This window comes from Rhodococcus sp. BP-160 (assembly GCF_019836205.1).
Lineage (GTDB): Bacteria > Actinomycetota > Actinomycetes > Mycobacteriales > Mycobacteriaceae > Rhodococcoides.
Genome location: NZ_JABUEK010000003.1, coordinates 172,853 through 189,690, shown reverse-complemented (window position 1 = coordinate 189,690; position 16,838 = coordinate 172,853). Strand labels below are relative to the sequence as shown.

15 protein-coding genes are annotated in these 16,838 nt (G+C 67.9%); 10 read left to right on the top strand and 5 right to left on the bottom strand.

Annotation, left to right across the window (positions count from 1 at the left end; translation table 11 throughout):
• The first annotated feature begins 1 nt into the window (after window position 1).
• The 3 genes from rpsG to tuf all read left to right on the top strand — a co-directional run bounded on the left by rpsG (window position 2) and on the right by tuf (window position 3,954).
• The gene (gene rpsG / locus HQ306_RS12665) at window positions 2-472 is read left to right on the top strand and encodes a 30S ribosomal protein S7 (protein ID WP_027504615.1); all 471 of its coding nucleotides are present in this window, start codon (window positions 2-4) and stop codon (window positions 470-472) included.
• A gap of 90 nt (window positions 473-562) precedes the next feature.
• Complete coding sequence (gene fusA / locus HQ306_RS12660) at window positions 563-2,665, top strand: elongation factor G (protein WP_027504616.1); 2,103 nt, start codon at window positions 563-565, stop codon at window positions 2,663-2,665.
• Window positions 2,666-2,763: 98 nt separating this feature from the next.
• Window positions 2,764-3,954, top strand: a complete 1,191-nt coding sequence (gene tuf, locus HQ306_RS12655; RefSeq protein WP_027504617.1) for an elongation factor Tu — start codon at window positions 2,764-2,766, stop codon at window positions 3,952-3,954.
• A gap of 61 nt (window positions 3,955-4,015) precedes the next feature.
• Here tuf and HQ306_RS12650 read toward each other — a convergent pair whose 3' ends face one another.
• Both HQ306_RS12650 and HQ306_RS12645 read right to left on the bottom strand, forming a co-directional pair.
• On the bottom strand, window positions 4,016-4,681 hold the full coding sequence (locus tag HQ306_RS12650; RefSeq protein WP_222631749.1) for a hypothetical protein: 666 nt from the start codon (window positions 4,679-4,681) through the stop codon (window positions 4,016-4,018).
• Window positions 4,682-4,781: 100 nt separating this feature from the next.
• Entirely contained in the window at window positions 4,782-5,066 is a 285-nt protein-coding gene (locus HQ306_RS12645) for a hypothetical protein (protein WP_027504619.1), read from the bottom strand.
• 113 nt (window positions 5,067-5,179) lie between these two features.
• Here HQ306_RS12645 and HQ306_RS12640 point away from each other — a divergent pair, with 113 nt between their 5' ends.
• Genes HQ306_RS12640 through HQ306_RS12630 form a run of 3 tightly spaced genes read left to right on the top strand, consistent with a single transcriptional unit; the run spans window position 5,180 to window position 8,358 of the window.
• The gene (locus HQ306_RS12640) at window positions 5,180-5,944 is read left to right on the top strand and encodes a glutamate racemase (protein WP_027504620.1); all 765 of its coding nucleotides are present in this window, start codon (window positions 5,180-5,182) and stop codon (window positions 5,942-5,944) included.
• Between the two features lie 51 nt (window positions 5,945-5,995).
• Window positions 5,996-7,213, top strand: a complete 1,218-nt coding sequence (locus HQ306_RS12635; RefSeq protein WP_308115345.1) for an MFS transporter — start codon at window positions 5,996-5,998, stop codon at window positions 7,211-7,213.
• Window positions 7,214-7,257: 44 nt separating this feature from the next.
• Entirely contained in the window at window positions 7,258-8,358 is a 1,101-nt protein-coding gene (locus HQ306_RS12630) for a HoxN/HupN/NixA family nickel/cobalt transporter (protein WP_056441783.1), read from the top strand.
• A gap of 10 nt (window positions 8,359-8,368) precedes the next feature.
• Here HQ306_RS12630 and HQ306_RS12625 read toward each other — a convergent pair whose 3' ends face one another.
• Window positions 8,369-9,871 (bottom strand): UDP-N-acetylmuramoyl-L-alanyl-D-glutamate--2,6-diaminopimelate ligase, encoded by a 1,503-nt coding sequence (locus HQ306_RS12625; RefSeq protein ID WP_308115344.1) that lies wholly within the window; start codon window positions 9,869-9,871, stop codon window positions 8,369-8,371.
• A 65-nt stretch (window positions 9,872-9,936) separates the two neighbouring features.
• Between HQ306_RS12625 and HQ306_RS12620 the strand changes: the two genes are divergently transcribed.
• Together HQ306_RS12620 and HQ306_RS12615 are read left to right on the top strand one after the other, a co-directional pair.
• A complete protein-coding gene (locus HQ306_RS12620) occupies window positions 9,937-10,446 on the top strand; it encodes a GNAT family N-acetyltransferase (RefSeq protein WP_222631747.1) in 510 nt (169 codons plus the stop codon).
• On the top strand, window positions 10,443-11,189 hold the full coding sequence (locus HQ306_RS12615) for a GTP pyrophosphokinase family protein (protein ID WP_081821128.1): 747 nt from the start codon (window positions 10,443-10,445) through the stop codon (window positions 11,187-11,189). Before HQ306_RS12620 ends, HQ306_RS12615 begins: the two co-directional genes overlap by 4 nt.
• Here HQ306_RS12615 and HQ306_RS12610 read toward each other — a convergent pair.
• Together HQ306_RS12610 and HQ306_RS12605 are read right to left on the bottom strand one after the other, a co-directional pair.
• Window positions 11,163-12,749 carry an NCS1 family nucleobase:cation symporter-1 gene (locus HQ306_RS12610; protein WP_056441786.1) on the bottom strand — a complete coding sequence of 529 codons (1,587 nt, stop codon included), beginning with the start codon at window positions 12,747-12,749 and terminating at the stop codon, window positions 11,163-11,165. The two genes, HQ306_RS12615 and HQ306_RS12610, sit on opposite strands and share 27 nt — an antisense overlap.
• Before the next feature lie 133 nt (window positions 12,750-12,882).
• Window positions 12,883-13,584 carry a GntR family transcriptional regulator gene (locus HQ306_RS12605; RefSeq protein ID WP_056441789.1) on the bottom strand — a complete coding sequence of 234 codons (702 nt, stop codon included), beginning with the start codon at window positions 13,582-13,584 and terminating at the stop codon, window positions 12,883-12,885.
• A 436-nt stretch (window positions 13,585-14,020) separates the two neighbouring features.
• Between HQ306_RS12605 and mftF the strand changes: the two genes are divergently transcribed.
• Entirely contained in the window at window positions 14,021-15,427 is a 1,407-nt protein-coding gene (mftF, locus tag HQ306_RS12600) for a mycofactocin biosynthesis glycosyltransferase MftF (RefSeq protein ID WP_222631745.1), read from the top strand.
• Window positions 15,428-15,544: 117 nt separating this feature from the next.
• Entirely contained in the window at window positions 15,545-16,807 is a 1,263-nt protein-coding gene (locus HQ306_RS12595) for a hypothetical protein (protein WP_056442392.1), read from the top strand.
• The last annotated feature ends 31 nt before the right edge of the window (window positions 16,808-16,838 follow it).

Genomic DNA, 16,838 nt, shown 5'->3' with positions numbered 1-16,838 from the left:
CATGCCACGTAAAGGCCCAGCACCCAAGCGCCCGCTGATCAACGATCCCGTCTACGGTTCGCCGCTGGTCACCCAGCTGGTCAACAAGATCCTGCTGGACGGCAAGAAGTCGACCGCGGAGCGCATCGTGTACCAGGCTCTCGAGCAGGCACGCGAGAAGACGGGCACCGATCCCGTCGTGACGCTCAAGCGCGCACTGGACAACGTCAAGCCGGCCCTCGAGGTCCGCAGCCGTCGTGTCGGTGGCGCCACCTACCAGGTTCCGGTCGAGGTTCGTCCGGGCCGCTCCACCACGCTGGCTCTGCGCTGGCTCGTCTCGTTCTCCCGCGCTCGTCGCGAGAAGACGATGGTCGAGCGTCTGGCCAACGAACTCCTCGATGCCAGCAACGGTCTCGGCGCAGCAGTCAAGCGTCGCGAGGACACGCACAAGATGGCGGAAGCCAACAAGGCATTCGCGCACTACCGCTGGTGATCGCGTCTCGGGGGCGCCGGGAAACATCCGGCGCCACCCGAGCGTTGAACCTTCGACTCACTTCTTCCAACACCAAGGCGGGATGAATTCGTGGCACAGGACGTGCTGACCGACCTGAACAAGGTCCGCAACATCGGCATCATGGCCCACATCGATGCCGGTAAGACCACCACTACCGAGCGCATCCTCTTCTACACCGGTATCTCGTACAAGATCGGTGAGGTCCATGACGGCGCAGCCACCATGGACTGGATGGAGCAGGAGCAGGAGCGTGGCATCACCATCACGTCTGCTGCCACGACGTGCTTCTGGAACGACAACCAGATCAACATCATCGACACCCCCGGGCACGTCGACTTCACGGTCGAGGTGGAGCGTTCGCTCCGCGTCCTCGACGGTGCCGTCGCCGTGTTCGACGGCAAGGAGGGCGTCGAGCCCCAGTCCGAGCAGGTGTGGCGTCAGGCCGACAAGTACGACGTGCCGCGCATCTGTTTCGTCAACAAGATGGACAAGCTCGGTGCGGACTTCTACTTCACCGTGCAGACCATCAAGGATCGCCTCGGCGCCAAGCCGTTGGTCATCCAGTTGCCGATCGGCGCAGAGGACAGCTTCGAGGGCATCGTCGACCTGATCGAGATGAACGCGAAGGTCTGGCGCGGAGAGACGAAGCTCGGCGAGACCTACGAGACCGTCGAGATCCCCGAGGAGCTGAAGGAGCGGGCCGAGCAGTACCGCACCGAGCTGCTCGAGACCGTCGCCGAGTCCGACGAGGCACTGCTGGAGAAGCACTTCAGCGGTGACGAGCTGACCATCGACGAGGTCAAGACCGCGATTCGCAAGATGACGGTCAACTCCGAGCTGTACCCGATCCTGTGCGGTTCCGCGTTCAAGAACAAGGGCGTCCAGCCCATGCTCGACGCGGTCATCGACTACCTCCCGTCCCCGCTCGACGTCGCCGAGACCATCGGTCACGCCGTGGGCGACGAGGAGAAGGAACTCACCCGCAAGCCGTCCGCCGACGAGCCGTTCGCGGCGCTCGCGTTCAAGATCGCGACGCACCCGTTCTTCGGCAAGCTGACGTACGTGCGCGTGTACTCGGGCAAGGTCGACTCCGGCTCGCAGGTCATCAACTCGACCAAGGGCAAGAAGGAGCGTCTGGGCAAGCTCTTCCAGATGCACTCCAACAAGGAGAACCCGGTCGCGACCGCCAGCGCCGGCCACATCTACGCCGTGATCGGTCTGAAGGACACGACGACGGGTGACACGCTCTGCGATCCGCAGAACCAGATCATCCTCGAGTCGATGACGTTCCCGGACCCGGTCATCCAGGTGTCGATCGAGCCGAAGACGAAGTCCGACCAGGAGAAGCTCGGCACGGCCATCCAGAAGCTGGCCGAAGAGGACCCGACCTTCTCGGTCAAGCTCGACGAGGAGACCGGCCAGACCGTCATCGGCGGCATGGGCGAGCTCCACCTCGACATCCTCGTCGACCGCATGCGTCGCGAGTTCAAGGTCGAGGCCAACGTCGGCAAGCCGCAGGTGGCCTACCGCGAGACGATCACCAAGATCGTCGAGAAGCAGGAGTTCACCCACAAGAAGCAGACGGGTGGCTCCGGCCAGTTCGCGAAGGTCATCATCGGCCTCGAGCCCTTCATCGGCGAGGACGGCGCGACCTACGAGTTCGAGAACAAGGTTTCCGGCGGTCGTATCCCGCGCGAGTACATCCCGTCCGTGGATGCCGGCGCGCAGGACGCGATGCAGTACGGCGTTCTCGCCGGCTACCCGCTGGTGAACGTCAAGCTGATCCTGCTCGACGGCGCGTACCACGACGTCGACTCGTCCGAGATGGCGTTCAAGATCGCGGGTTCGCAGGCCTTCAAGGAAGCTGCCCGCAAGGCCGGTCCGGTCATCCTCGAACCGCTCATGGCGGTCGAGGTGATCACGCCCGAGGAGTACATGGGCGACGTGATCGGCGATGTGAACTCCCGCCGTGGCCAGATCCAGGCCATGGAGGAACGCAGTGGTGCCCGTGTCGTCAAGGCGCTGGTTCCGCTGTCGGAGATGTTCGGTTACATCGGTGACCTGCGGTCTCGCACCCAGGGCCGAGCGAACTACTCCATGGTCTTCGACTCCTACGCAGAGGTTCCCTCGAACGTCTCGAAGGAGATCATCGCGAAGGCCACCGGAGAATAGTCTCCGAAGCTGGACCCGGTACCACCGTCACACCGCACCACCCGTAAGTACATCCGTAATGCTGCATAACGCAGGCAATAACAGTCCAGGAGGACACAGTGGCCAAGGCGAAGTTCGATCGGACCAAGCCGCACGTCAACATCGGCACCATCGGTCACGTTGACCACGGTAAGACGACGCTGACGGCTGCAATCACCAAGGTTCTGCACGACAAGTTCCCGGACCTGAACGAGGCGTCGGCCTTCGACCAGATCGACAAGGCTCCGGAGGAGAAGGCTCGTGGTATCACGATCAACATCTCCCACGTCGAGTACCAGACCGAGAAGCGTCACTACGCACACGTCGACGCTCCCGGCCACGCCGACTACATCAAGAACATGATCACCGGCGCGGCACAGATGGACGGCGCGATCCTCGTCGTCGCAGCGACCGACGGCCCCATGCCCCAGACGCGCGAGCATGTCCTGCTCGCTCGCCAGGTCGGCGTGCCGTACATCCTCGTCGCGCTGAACAAGGCCGACATGGTGGACGACGACGAGATCATCGAGCTCGTCGAGATGGAGGTGCGCGAGCTCCTCGCCGCACAGGAGTTCGACGAGGACGCTCCCGTCGTCAAGGTCTCCGCTCTCAAGGCCCTCGAGGGCGACGAGAAGTGGGCCGAATCGGTTCTCGAGCTCATGCAGGCAGTGGACGACTCGGTTCCGGACCCCGTCCGTGAGACCGAGAAGCCCTTCCTCATGCCCGTCGAGGACGTCTTCACCATCACCGGTCGCGGCACCGTCGTCACCGGCCGTATCGAGCGTGGCTCGGTCAACGTCAACGAGGATGTCGAGATCGTCGGCATCAAGGAGAAGTCGACCAAGACCACGGTCACCGGCATCGAGATGTTCCGCAAGCTGCTCGACTCGGGCCAGGCGGGCGACAACGTCGGCCTCCTCGTCCGCGGCATCAAGCGCGAAGATGTCGAGCGTGGACAGGTCGTCGTCAAGCCCGGCACCACCACTCCCCACACGGAGTTCGAGGGCCAGGCATACATCCTGTCGAAGGACGAGGGCGGTCGCCACACCCCGTTCTTCAACAACTACCGCCCGCAGTTCTACTTCCGTACCACGGACGTGACGGGCGTCGTGACCCTCCCCGAGGGCACCGAGATGGTCATGCCCGGTGACAACACCGAGATGTCCGTCGTGCTGATCCAGCCGGTCGCCATGGACGAGGGCCTGCGCTTCGCGATCCGCGAGGGTGGCCGCACCGTCGGCGCCGGTCGCGTCACGAAGATCAACAAGTAAGACCGCCTCACACCGAACGGCGCTCACCCTGCGGGGTGGGCGCCGTTCGGCGTGTGTGGGGTCAGGGCAGCACGACGACGTCCGCGGGAGAGCGCGGATCGATTTCGTAGTGGTCCTCGTACTGGCTGCTCATGCCGGTGACGCGCAGTGTCTGCCCCGCGCGGATCGCGCTCATGTCGATGCCCGTCTGCGTGTTGACGAAGACGGTGGTCTCCCCGGTTCGGTCCGCGATCGTGAACTTGTATCCGTACGGCAGATCGTCCACCACGGCGCTCGTGACGCGTCCGACGACCGTCACCAGCGACGCCTCGGTGGACTCGCCGACCACGCGGACCACCACCGGTCTGGGTGCCACCGCATCGACCGGTCCCAGCGACACGATGCTCGTCGGTCGCACCACCAGAAGTCCGGACTGGTCCGCGAGCGACCCCGTGACACGCACCGATGTACCCGGCACGACGTCGGTGGGCGCCGAGGCGCTGATGTAGATGCCGGCGGTGCGGTCCTGGATCCCGAACCCGACGTCGAGGAAGCTCGATGCGAAGGCGCCGGGCGGTGTGGTGACCGTGCCGACCACGGTGACCGTGGCGCCGGCGGAGAGAGTGCGCACCTGCGCGATGGGCGGAGCACCGCCCGGAGCGGCCGATGCAGGGGACGCTCCGAGCGTGAGTGCCACGAGGGCGGTGAGGGTCGTGCCGACAGTGCGGCGAAGGATCGTGCGCATCATGTGAGTTCCGTTTCCGCGCCGATCCCGCGTCGGCGCGCGCGCAACCCTCGTCCTCTCGGGTCGCGACGGCAACCGTGCCGAAAAGCGTTGTGACGCCGACTCACTCGACGGCGAAATCCTCCACCGTGACCACAACGGGAATCCGGACGACACGCGCGAGCGTCTCCTGGACGGCGTGGACGACGGAGTCGGGATCTCCCGGACAGCGGACCGTGATGTGCACGGCGCAGGACTCGTGCCCCACCACCACGCCCTCGATGCGTCGACCCGGCAGCAGCGTCACGGCCTCACCGAAGAGGCCGGAGTGCAGGCCGGCCACACCGGGGACCGCGAGCACCGCCGCGGCGATGAGGTCGGCCTCATCGGGCTCGAGCGGAGCGGTCATCCGCTCAGTCTGCGCTCTGTCACATTCCGACCGGCCTCCGGCCTTCCCGCATCCATCGTGGCCGCGCGCCGACGTCCGGAGGTCGGCCGGTGCCGGGGCGGTAGATTGTCACCGTGAACGTCGCGCTGATCGACTCGGGCCTGGGGTCGTTGCCCACGGCAGCCCGCCTGCGTCGACTGCGCCCGTCGCTCGACCTTCATCTGTACCTCGACCCGGACAACGCGCCGTGGGGACCCAAGCCCACCGCGTGGACGGAGGCGCACGTCGTGGAGACGGCGCGGCGCGCCGTCGACGGTGGAGCCGAGGTGGTGGTGCTGCCGTGCAACACCGCCAGCGTCATCGCGCTCGACGCGACCCGCGCGGCCCTGGGGTCCACCCCCGTGGTCGGGACGGTTCCGGCCATCAAACCCGCTGCACTGCAGTGTGACTCGATCACGGTGTGGGCGACGGCGGCGACCACCGCGTCGTCGTATCAGGCGCGCTTGATCGCGGAGTTCGCGTCGGGTCGCACGGTGTCGGCCGTCGCGTGCCACGGGCTCGCCGATGCCATCGACCGCGGTGATCTCGCGGCCGTCAGCGCGGCCATCGCGTCGGCAGCGGCGCGGACGCCGGACGACGTGCAGGGCATCGTCCTGGGGTGCACCCATTATCCGCTGGTAGCGGACGAGATCATGGCGGCGCTGCCGCCGGGTGTGCGGATGTTCGACAGCGCCGAGGCCGTCGCGGCCCAGACTCTGCGCCGCCTCGACGAGGTGTCGTCGCCGCGTGAGGGACACGGGAGCGTGTCGGTGACCCTGTCGGGACGCGACGGTTCCCTCCCCGACAGTGCGTTGCGCTTCGCGGCCGGGCGATCGCTCGCGGTGCCCGCGACGCTCTGACGCCGTCACCGTCCCGGGAATGAGGAGTCGGTGGGGGGAGTTGGACCCACGGTGACGACGACCGAGGTGCGACCCCAGTCCTGGATGACCCCCGTTCGCTCGTTCTGGGTGGTGGCCCTCGTGTTCTTCACCGTCATGGGATCGTCGGCGGCGCCGTCCCCGCTGTACCCCGTGTACCAGTCCCGATGGGGATTCGGCGCGTCGACGCTGACCATCGTCTTCGCCGTGTACGTCTTCGCACTACTCGCCGCCCTGTTGACGGTCGGGTCGCTGTCCGACCACCTCGGCCGTAAGCCCGTGATCGTGACGTCGCTGCTCGTGCTGATCGCCAGCCAGGTCGTCTTCGTGTTCGCCGACGGGGTCGGCTGGCTCATCGCCGCGCGCGTCGTGCAGGGTCTGGCGGCCGGCGCGGCCATGGGTGCCCTGACCGCCGCGATCATCGATCTGCAGCCGACCGACCGTCTCGGCCCCCTGGTGAGCTCGGTCGCACCGGCCTTCGGGCTGGGAGCAGGCGGTATGGCGGCCGGACTGCTGGTGCAGTTCGCGCCGTTCCCCACCACGCTCGTGTACGTCGTGATGATCGTCGCGCTGGTCGTCCTCACGGCGCTCGTCGTGGCAGTGCCGGAATCCGCGGTCCGGGCAGGCTTCGACGACCGTCGACACGTCGTGCGTGTGCTGACGCCGACCCTCGGGCTGCCCGTGTCGATCCGTGCCCACTTCTGGCCGGTCGTCCCCGCGCTCGTCGCGACGTGGTCGCTGGGCGGGTTCCACCTGTCGCTGGGGCCGTCCATCATGGGCACGGTCTTCGATCTCCGCGGCGCCGTCGTGGGCGGGCTGGACATCTTCACGATGTTCACGGCCGGAGCGATCGGTGCCGCGTCCGCTCGTACTCTTCTCCCGCGCACGGCCATGACCGCCGGTGCACTCACTCTCGCCGCGGGCATCGTGGTGAATCTCGTCGGGCTGCACATCGCGTCGGCGCCGCTGTACTTCGTCGGGACCGCGGTGTCCGGGTTCGGCTGGGGCGCGACGTTCCTCGGCGCGATGAGCATCATCGGCGCTCTCGCACCGCCGGAGCATCGCGGCAGTGTCTTCGCCACGACGCTCGTGCTGAGTTACCTCGCCTTCAGCGTGCCGGCCATCGTCGCGGGTGTGGCGATCCACTCGGCCGGTCTCCTCGTCACCGCGACGGTCTACGGAGCGGTCGTCGTGGCGCTGGCATCGGTTGCCGTCACGACGACGGTGCTCCGTTCACCCGCGCGCGTCTGATCCAGCACTGCGCGGACGGGCTCCATGAGGAATATTGGTGTCCCATGACGTCTGCCGACACCGTGACCGGACGTGCGCGTTTCACGCGCGACGAGATCCCCCGGCTCCTGGGCCTGGCAGCAGTGCTCGTGGCGCTGCACGTCGTCGGGTGGGGCCTGTTCCTGCACTACGACTCGATCCCGGCGATCCACGGCCTCACCGGCGCGGACGGCACTCTCGTCTACGCGGGCGCCGGGGTGTTGGCCTACACGTTGGGCATGCGGCACGCCTTCGACGCCGACCACATCGCGGCCATCGACGACACCACCCGACTGTTGCTGCAGAAGGGCAGGCGGCCCCTGGCGGTCGGACTGTTCTTCTCGCTCGGGCACTCGACGGTCGTGTTCGCGTTCGTCGCCGCGATCGCGTTCGCCGCATCGCGCGCGACGGACTTCCGGGACGCTTTCGCGGACACCGGCGGCATCATCGGCACCCTCGTCTCCGGCACGTTCCTCTACCTCATCGCGGCTCTGAACCTGGTCGTCCTCGTCGGCATCGTGCGCATGTGGCGTGCCGCGCGGCGCGGACAGTTCTCCGACGAGACGCTCGACGATCTCCTCGCACGCAGAGGACTGCTCAATCGGATCTTCCGCGGCCGCTACGACCGGATGATCAGCCACTCGTGGCAGATGTATCCGCTGGGGCTGCTCTTCGGCCTGGGGTTCGACACCGCCACGCAGGTCGGTCTGCTCGCCGTGGCGGGCACCAGCGCCATCGCCGGTGGCCTGCCGCCGATGGCCATCATCGCGCTGCCGGTGCTGTTCGCGGCCGGCATGTCGACGATGGACACGCTCGACGGCGTCTTCATGTCCAAGGCGTACGGCTGGGCCTTCGTCACGCCGGTCCGGAAGATCTACTACAACATCACGATGACGGGCCTGTCGATCTTCCTCGCCCTCGTGGTGGGCACCGTGCAGATCCTGTCGTTGCTCGGTGAGGAACTCGGACTGTCCGGCGGCATCTGGGACGCGGTGGCCGCAGTGGATCTCACCCTGGCGGGGCAGATCGTGGTGGTCGTGTTCGTGGTGGTCTGGATCGGCTCGATCGTCTATTACAAGGCGGCGCGCATCGACGACCGGTTCGAGCGGGAGACGCCGGCGAGCTGAGCCGCGGGAGTCATCGGGCGACGATCGCGTCGTGCAGTTCGGCGTGATCGTCGAAGTACACGGTTCGACTGCCGAAGTGCTGCCAGGTGTCGCTGCCTCGCCCCGCCACGACGACGGTGTCCCCGGCCGCCGCGTCCGCCACGGCGTGGTGGAATGCTGCGCGCCGGTCCGCGATCTCCACCACGCGGACGCCCCGATCACCGGACCGGGCGCCGCGGACGACGTCGGCGCGAATCGAGTGCGGATCCTCGCCGTTGGCACTCTCGTCCGTGACGACGATGTCGTTCGCATAGGCCGCGGCGACCGTGCCCAGCTCGACGCGCTTGCCCACGTCACGGTCACCGGTCGCCCCGATGACCAGGATCAGGCGCCCCGGGGTGATGCGCCGCAGGTACGGCAGGATCGCGCGCTGGCCGGACACGTTGTGCATGTAGTCGACGAGGGCGGTGAAGTCCTGGCCGGCCGACACGGTCTCGCACCGGCCCGGAATGCTGTGCAGCGCCGAGATGCCGGCGGCCGCACGCTCCGCGTCCACCCCACCGGAGACGAGGGAGGCGAGTGCGACCAGAGCGTTCGCCACCTGGTGGGGGCCGAGAACCTGCAGTGAGAGCGGGATGTCGCCCACCGGGGTCCGGGCGAGGAATCGGGTGCGATGCGTCGTGCAGTCGATGCGATCGGCGCGGAAGTCCGCCGAAGGATCGGACACCGAGCACGTCACCGTCGGCACCGCGCACTCCGACGCGAGCCGCCGCCCGTACTCGTCGTCGATCATGACGACGGCCCGTCCGGTGCGGTCAGGGGTGAACAGTGAGGCCTTGGTCCGGTAGTACTCCTCCATCGAGCCGTGGAAGTCGAGGTGGTCCCGGCCGAGATTGGTGAAGGCGGTGACGGCGAACTCCACCCCGTCGACGCGGTGCTGGGCGATGGCGTGCGAGGACACCTCGAGGGCGGCGGCCGTGCATCCGTTGTGGACGAACGTCGACAGCGTGCGTTGGAGCACCGTCGCCTCGGGAGTGGTGCGCACCGGGGCCTCGTCGCTGCCGGCGCCGCTGACCGCGACCCCGGAGATCATCCCCGCACGATGACCCGCGGCGCGCAGGCCGGCGTGGTGGAAGTGCGTCGTGCTGGTCTTGCCGTTGGTGCCCGTCGCTCCGAACACGGCCATCGACGAGGACGGGCTCCCGTGGAACCATGCGGCCAGCGGACCGACGACGACCCGCGGATCCGCGACCACGATGCTCGGCAACCGGGTGCCGGGCCGATCGCTGAGCACGGCCACCGCGCCGGCGCGCTGGGCGTCCTCCTCGAAATCGAGACCGTGCCAGCGTGTTCCGGGGAGCGCGACATACAGATCGCCGGGCCGCACCGCACGCGAATCGTCACAGAGATCGTCCACCGTGACCGGCTCGGCGGGACCTGTGACCGATCCGCCCGCGCGGTCGGCGACGTCGACGAGGGACCTCGCCCCCTGGCCACCGGCATGCCGGATCGGACGGCGGGACACGACACTCACCAGGATGCGGTACCCGAAAGTAGAACGCTCAACCACCTCTGTGCGGCACCCGGGACACTGGAGGGGTGAGCGCAGCCGACGGAGACCCCACGCAGGCCCGAGTGGTGCTGAGGACCATGCCCGACGATCGACTTCCCGAATGGGTCGAGCGCAGCCGCGGTGACTACCGCGCGGATCGCGTCCGGGCGGGTGACACCCTCGAACAGGCGACCGACAACGCCGAGCAGAGTTTCTCCGCCTACTTCCCCGACGGTCGTCCGGCACCGCATCATCAGGTGTACGACGTGCTGGACGGCGAGACCGTGGTGGGGTCACTGTGGATCGGGCCCCAGTCGATCGCGACCACGACCGACTGGTGGGTCTGGGACGTCGCCATCGACGAGCGGTACCGGGGTCGCGGTCTCGGCCGGGCGGCGATGCTCCTGGCGGAGGACGCCGTGCGGGAGAACGGCGGAACGGTACTCGGGCTCAACGTCTTCGGCTTCAACACGGCGGCGCGTCGGCTGTACGAGTCGCTGGGGTACGACACCGCGTCCCTCCGGATGCAGAAGGTTCTCCGGAAGGACGCGCGATGAGCGTGGACGAGCCGGTGGTGTTCGACCTCACCGCGGCGCGCGACGAGTTCACCCGCTTCATGATGTCCTACCGCTTCGGCATGCAGGAGCTCACCACCAAGATCGACATCCTGAAGGACGAGTTCACGCACCTGCATTCCTACAGCCCCATCGAGCACGTGGTGTCGCGGCTGAAGACGCCGCGCAGCATCGCCGAGAAGGCCGTGCGCAAGGGGATTCCGTTGACGTTCCAGGCGATTCGCGCCGGTCTGTTCGACATCGCCGGCGTCCGGATCACCTGTAGTTTCATCGCCGACACCTATGCGGTGAAGGAGATGCTGGCGTCGCAGAGCGACATCCGAGTGCTCGAGTTCGAGGACTACATCGCGAATCCGAAGCCCAACGGGTACCGCAGTCTCCACCTCACCATCGAGATTCCGGTGTTCCTGTCCGACCGCACGGAGCACGTCTTCGTGGAGCTGCAGATCCGGACCATCGCGATGGACTTCTGGGCGAGTCTCGAACACAAGATCTTCTACAAGTACGACGGTGAGGTGCCGCAACGCCTTAGGGACGAGTTGCGCGAGGCGGCGATGGCCGCGGGCACGCTCGACATCACGATGGAGCGACTGCACGCCGAGGTGGTCCGTCTCGGCGACGCCCGCACCGACGCCGGCCCCGACTACGAGGAGCTGTTCCTGCGCTCGCTCATGCCGGGACTGGCGCCGGATCCGCGGTCAGGCGGGGACGTTCCGCACCCGTAGCGAGGTCTTCGTGGCCAGCACCCAGTAGAGGGCGAAGCCGATGCCGCAGCCGATGAACCAGCTGTACTGCGCCGCGGTGTGCATTCCGGTGAGGGTGCCGCCCGTGAGCACGGGGAACATCGCGAAGACGGCACCGACGGCGGTGGCGATCAGCGCGGCCGGGTTGTAGCCCTTGGCGTAGTGGTACGTGCCGCTCTCGTCCATGGTGAACAGGTCGTCGACGATGACCTTCTGCTTGCGGATGAGGTAGTAGTCCGCGATGAGGATGCCGAACAGCGGTCCGATGAACGCTCCCAGGGTCTCGAGCGTGTAGTGGATGACGTCGGGATTGTTGTAGAGGTTCCACGGCGTGATGAGCACGGAGCCGACGGCGGCGATCATGCCGCCGGCGCGCCAGCTGATCTTCTGCGGGCTGACGTTGGAGAAGTCGAAGGCCGGCGAGATGAAGTTCGCGACGATGTTGATACCGATCGTGGCGATCGTGAAGGTCAACGCGCCCAACACGATCGCGAAGGTGCTGTCGATGCGCGCCACCGTCGTGACGGGGTCGGTGATGAGCTCGCCGAAGACGGGAACGGTAAGGGACGCGGTGACGACGACGAGGATCGAGAAGAGCAGGAAGTTGACGGGCAGGCCCAGGAAGTTGCCGCGCTTCACGGCGGCGTAGCTCTTTCCGTAGCGCGAGAAGTCGCCGAAGTTGAGCATCGGACCCGAGAAGTAGGAGACGACGAGCGCGATCGCGCCGAGCATGACGGGCACCGCGGCGAACCCCGTGTAGGTGACGTCGCCGAGGTTCAGGTCGATGGCGCTCCAGCCGGCTTCGTGAATCAAGTAGCCGCACAACAGGAACATGACGACGTAGACGGCCGGGCCGCAGAAGTCGATGAACTTGCGGATGGACTCCATGCCGCGCCAGAAGACCGCCGCCTGCAGGACCCACAGGAGCATGAAGCTGCCCCACCCCAGAGTGGACAGTCCCGCGAAGCCGTGGAGGTCTCGGTCCGCCCACGGACCGAGCGCCGGGAACAGCTTGATCAACACGATGTCGAGCGCGGCGGAGGCCAGGAAGGTCTGGATCCCGTACCACGCCACCGCGATCAGTCCTCGGATGATGGCGGGAACGTTGGCCCCGAGGACGCCGAAGACCGATCGACAGATCACCGGGTACGGGACACCTGCGACCTGACTGGGCTTGGCCACCAGGTTGCAGAAGACGTAGACGATCGAGATGCCGACGAGGAGACAGACGAGCACCTGCCAACTGGCCAGTCCCAGCGCGAAAAGGCTGCCCGCGGTGACGTATCCGCCCACGGAGTGCACGTCGGACATCCAGAACGCGAAGATGTTGTAGGACGACCAGGTCTGCTTCCGCAGCGGGGCGAGGTCCTCGTTGGTGAGCCTCGGGTCGTACCCCTCCTTGATCACTCCACCCCCCACCGGATGTCCCTCTGCTGTCGACCCGCCTCCGGCGTACCCGTGTGCCTCGATCAGATCGTTCACACCGGAGCGGGACCCGGGAGGCGGGTCGAACGGGCCGGTGTGCGGAATGGTGTCGGTCATCGTGTCTCCGTCGCTGGTGCGGACCGTGGTCGGTGCTGCGGAGAAGTCTGAGCCCGTTGTATTTCCGTGTCGTGACGAAACCGATATATCTCTTTACCGGCAGGTTTCCGGGTCCGGTCTGTCCGGTTCCGGCTCAGGAGAGCAGGCCGGAACCCGCCGGAAGCGTCGCGATGACGTCGTTCAGCCGCTCGTTGTGGTGCCCTGCCGCCGCCAGGAGTGCCGCCGAGTCGCGGTCGACGAACGCGCGGACCATGACGCTGTGATCGTCGTTCAACGCCGCGCGGTCCGCACCCTTCACGTGCACCATCGGTTGGACCGGCTCCGTGACGTTCCACGCGACGTCGAGCATGTGGAGCAGGCGGTACATCCGGGACGGCGCGGTGAGGGCGACGTGGAACTCGCGGCTCAACCGGTGGTAGCGCTGGGGATCGTCGTCCGCGATCGAGGATCGAAGGTCTCGCTCGATCTGTTCGGCACGGCGCCGTTCCCCGTCGGTGGCGGCCTCGGCCGCCACCGCGAGGGCGGCGTTCTCGAGCACCTCCCGAACGATGTACATCTCGCGCAGTTCCTGAGACGTCAACTGCGCGACCGTGTATCCGAGGTTGGGTCGATGCGACACCAGATTCTCGCCGATGAGGGTCTTCAGCGATTCACGCACCGGGATGCGGCTGACTCCGAACACGTCGGCGACGTCGCCCAGGGGAATGGGCGTTCCCGGCGGGGCGTCACCCGACAGGATGACCCGGCGGAGTTCGGTGAGGATCTCCTCCTGTGAACCACCCGCGACGTCGCGGGACAGTTTCGCGAGCAGGGCCGAGCGGCGACGCGGCGGCATCGTGACCCCTTCTGCGAACCGGGACGGGACATGGCGACTCTAACCGGGGGAGTCGTCGGACGCTCGCGTGTCGCCGCATCGGTGCGACGAGAGTTGGTGAACGTTCACGTCGGCAGACGCCGGTCGATCGATGCGCTGCCGGGTAGTCGGCTCGCCTGCTCGAACTCGCGGCGCGGGCTCCCCGGTGCACGTCGATCTGCCGTGGACGATCCGGTCGGCGGCCGCTCGATCCGAGCGAACCTCAAGTCTCGCTTGACAGTCGAGACCGGCACGCCGACCGGCCGGGGTCACGGCGCGCCGAGCAGCGCCGATGCACGGTGCGCGCGGGGCGGGTGTCCCTCGAACGGACCACAGCGCGATTCCCGCGTCGGCGGGTGTTCGGGCCGATCCTGCCCGACTTATGACAAATACCGAGAAAGGCCCTTACGATGACCCGATGCGCGACGGTCGTCTTCCCGATGGATTCGGAGTGCGTATCGATCCTCGAGTGCGGACTCTCTCGAACGGTCGAGTTCTCCTCGGCGGATCGCCCACCAGGATGGTGATGCTGGCACCCGCCGCGGCCGCGATGATCGGCGACGGATTCCTGCGGGTGTCCGATCCCGACTCCGCCACGGTGGCGCGCCGACTGCTCGACTCCGGTGTCGCGAACCCCCGGCCGATGAGCACTCCGTCCGCCGCGGACGTGACGGTCGTGATCCCGGTCCGCGACAACCACGAGGGACTGCTGCGGCTGATGCGCGCGCTGCGTGGACTCCGCGTGATCGTCGTGGACGACGGGTCCCGCGTTCCTGTCCGGCACGCCGAGATCGCCGTGGACGATCTGTGTGCCTCGGTCGCGGTGGTGCGGCACGACGCCCCGCGGGGACCGTCCGCGGCGCGCAACGCCGGCCTCGCCGCGGCCACGACCGACTTCGTCGCGTTCCTCGACTCCGACGTGGTGCCGCGCAAGGGCTGGCTCGAAGTCGTCCTCAGTCATTTCTCCGACCCCTCCGTGGGGCTGGTCGCTCCGCGCATCGTGGCGCTCGAGCCGGAGGGTAGTGCGCTCGCCCGCTACGAGCGCGCACGGTCCTCCCTCGATCTCGGTCGCCGGGAGGCCCCGGTGTTCGCGGGTGGCCCGGTGTCGTACGTCCCCAGTGCGGCGGTCGTCGCCCGGCGACGGGCCGTGCTCGACTGCGGAGGCTTCGACGAGGCGATGCATGTGGCCGAGGACGTCGATCTGTGCTGGCGACTGCAGGACGCGGGATGGCGCCTGCGGTACGAGCCGGTGGCCCGCGTCGCCCACGATCACCGCGTCACTCTGCGAAAGTGGTTCGGCCGCAAGCTGTTCTACGGTACCGGTGCCACCGAGCTGGCCTCCCGCCACCACGGGAAGGTGCCGCCCGTGGCCATGGCGCGGTCGACCCTGCTCGCACTGCTGCTGGCTGCCTCGGGGACGCGTGCGGGCATGGTCGGTGCGCTGGTCACGCTGATCACCACGGTGGTCCGCCTACGGCGCCTGTTCGTCGATCTGGATCACCCCACTCGCCTCGCCGCGGTGTTCGCGGCACGCGGAACCGTCGGGGGCGCTTGGCAGTTGGCCTCCGCGGCGGTGCGGCACTACTGGCCGGTCACGCTGGTGGCCGTGCTGTTCTCCCGGCGCATCCGACGTCTGGCGCTGGCCATCGCGGTGGCGGAGGGTGTGCGGGACTGGGTCGAGCACCGGGAGCCGGGCGGCCTCGGTCCGGTGCGCTACGCGGCGTACAAGCGCATCGACGACGTCGCCTACGGCACCGGGCTCTGGGTGGGCGCCGTGTCGCACCGCGACCCCCGTGCTCTGGTGCCGCGTCTCGGCAACCAGTAGTCCGCGCCACCCGCTCTGTGAGCTGGGTTACAGTGGAGGCCGGTCGAGTGTGCCGATCTGCCGGGCGAGCTGTTGACGGAAGCGGGGTCTGTGGTGACGGTCAATCCGTGGGTCGCGATGAGGCCCGGGGACGACGCCGCCACGCTCGCGCGCTCCGTCTCCCGCGCTCACGAGACCTTCGTCGGGCCGGGCCTGTCGACCGTGGGACTCGCCCGTCCCGTCGATCCCCAGTCGCCCGTGCGGTCCGTCGTTCTCGACTCCTGGCTGCGTAGCCGCGACATGGGCGTCGACCCCGATCGTGGTGCGGACGATCTCCTCGACGACGTCACGCTCGCGCAGTACCGCGCCGATCACCCGATGTCCGTCATCCGACCCGTGGTGCGCAAACTCCTCGTCGAGGACGCCGCCGACACCGGTCTTCTCGTGGCCATCACCGACGCGTCGGGCCGGCTGCTGTGGGTCGAGGGCGACACCGCGGCGAAGGATCGCGCGAACGCCATGAACTTCACCGAGGGCGCCGACTGGAGCGAGGGGCGGATGGGCACCAACGCCCCCGGCACCGCGTTGGCCATCGATCACTGCGTGCAGATCTTCGCGGCCGAGCACTTCTCGCGGCCCGTGCACGAGTGGAGTTGCAGTGCAGCCCCCGTCCACCACCCCGTCACCGGCCGCATCCTGGGGGCCATCGACATCACGGGCGGTCCGCGCGTCGCGGTTCCCGAGGTGCTCTCGTTGGTCCGCGCGACGGTGGCGGCGGCCGAGTCCGAACTGCGATTGCATCTGCTCGAGTCCCCGCGTCCCGATCTCGACACCGGAGTCCGGCTGGAGGTACTCGGAGCCGGGCGCCCGTCGTTGGTCCGCGGCGGTGAACGCGTCGCCCTGTCCGGACGGCACGCCGAGATGCTGCTGCTGTTGCGGGCGCATCCCGAGGGGCTGAGCTCCGACCATCTCGCCGTGCTGCTCGACGAGAACGAGCTGGACTCGGTCACCGTCCGAGCCGAGATGTCGCGCCTGCGCAAGGTTTTCGGGGCCGACGGTGTGGCCTCGCGGCCCTATCGACTGGTGGCGGAACTGTCGTCGGACGTCGAGGACGTGCGGGCGGCTCTCGACCGCGGGGACGTCGACGCGGCGCTGCGGCTCTACTCCGGCGTGGTGCTCCCGTCGTCGTACGCCCCGGGTATCGCGGAGATCCGCGAGGAGTTGCGAGTGCGCGTCCAGGCGGCGCTGCTGCGGTCCGGTGACCCGGTGCTGCTGGCGCGGTGGACGGCGTCGGTGCACGGCCGCGAGGACGCCGCCGCGTGGTCGGCCTACCTCGCCACGCTCAGCCCGTCCTCGGCGCTGTACGGGCAGGTCCAGGCTCGCCTCGCCCTGCTGGGCTGACCGAGTCGGCTCTGCAACGGTCATGCAACCG

Bases quoted from the DNA above. Each gene is read 5' to 3' on its own strand.
- HQ306_RS12610 (WP_056441786.1), bottom strand. From the start codon at position 12,749: ATGACCGACACCATTCCGCACACCGGCCCGTTCGACCCGCCTCCCGGG.
- mftF (WP_222631745.1), top strand. From the start codon at position 14,021: ATGCGCGACGGTCGTCTTCCCGATGGATTCGGAGTGCGTATCGATCCT.
- HQ306_RS12630 (WP_056441783.1), top strand. From the start codon at position 7,258: ATGACGTCTGCCGACACCGTGACCGGACGTGCGCGTTTCACGCGCGAC.
- HQ306_RS12595 (WP_056442392.1), top strand. From the start codon at position 15,545: ATGAGGCCCGGGGACGACGCCGCCACGCTCGCGCGCTCCGTCTCCCGC.
- HQ306_RS12645 (WP_027504619.1), bottom strand. From the start codon at position 5,066: ATGACCGCTCCGCTCGAGCCCGATGAGGCCGACCTCATCGCCGCGGCG.
- HQ306_RS12650 (WP_222631749.1), bottom strand. From the start codon at position 4,681: ATGATGCGCACGATCCTTCGCCGCACTGTCGGCACGACCCTCACCGCC.
- HQ306_RS12615 (WP_081821128.1), top strand. From the start codon at position 10,443: ATGAGCGTGGACGAGCCGGTGGTGTTCGACCTCACCGCGGCGCGCGAC.
- HQ306_RS12605 (WP_056441789.1), bottom strand. From the start codon at position 13,584: ATGCCGCCGCGTCGCCGCTCGGCCCTGCTCGCGAAACTGTCCCGCGAC.
- rpsG (WP_027504615.1), top strand. From the start codon at position 2: ATGCCACGTAAAGGCCCAGCACCCAAGCGCCCGCTGATCAACGATCCC.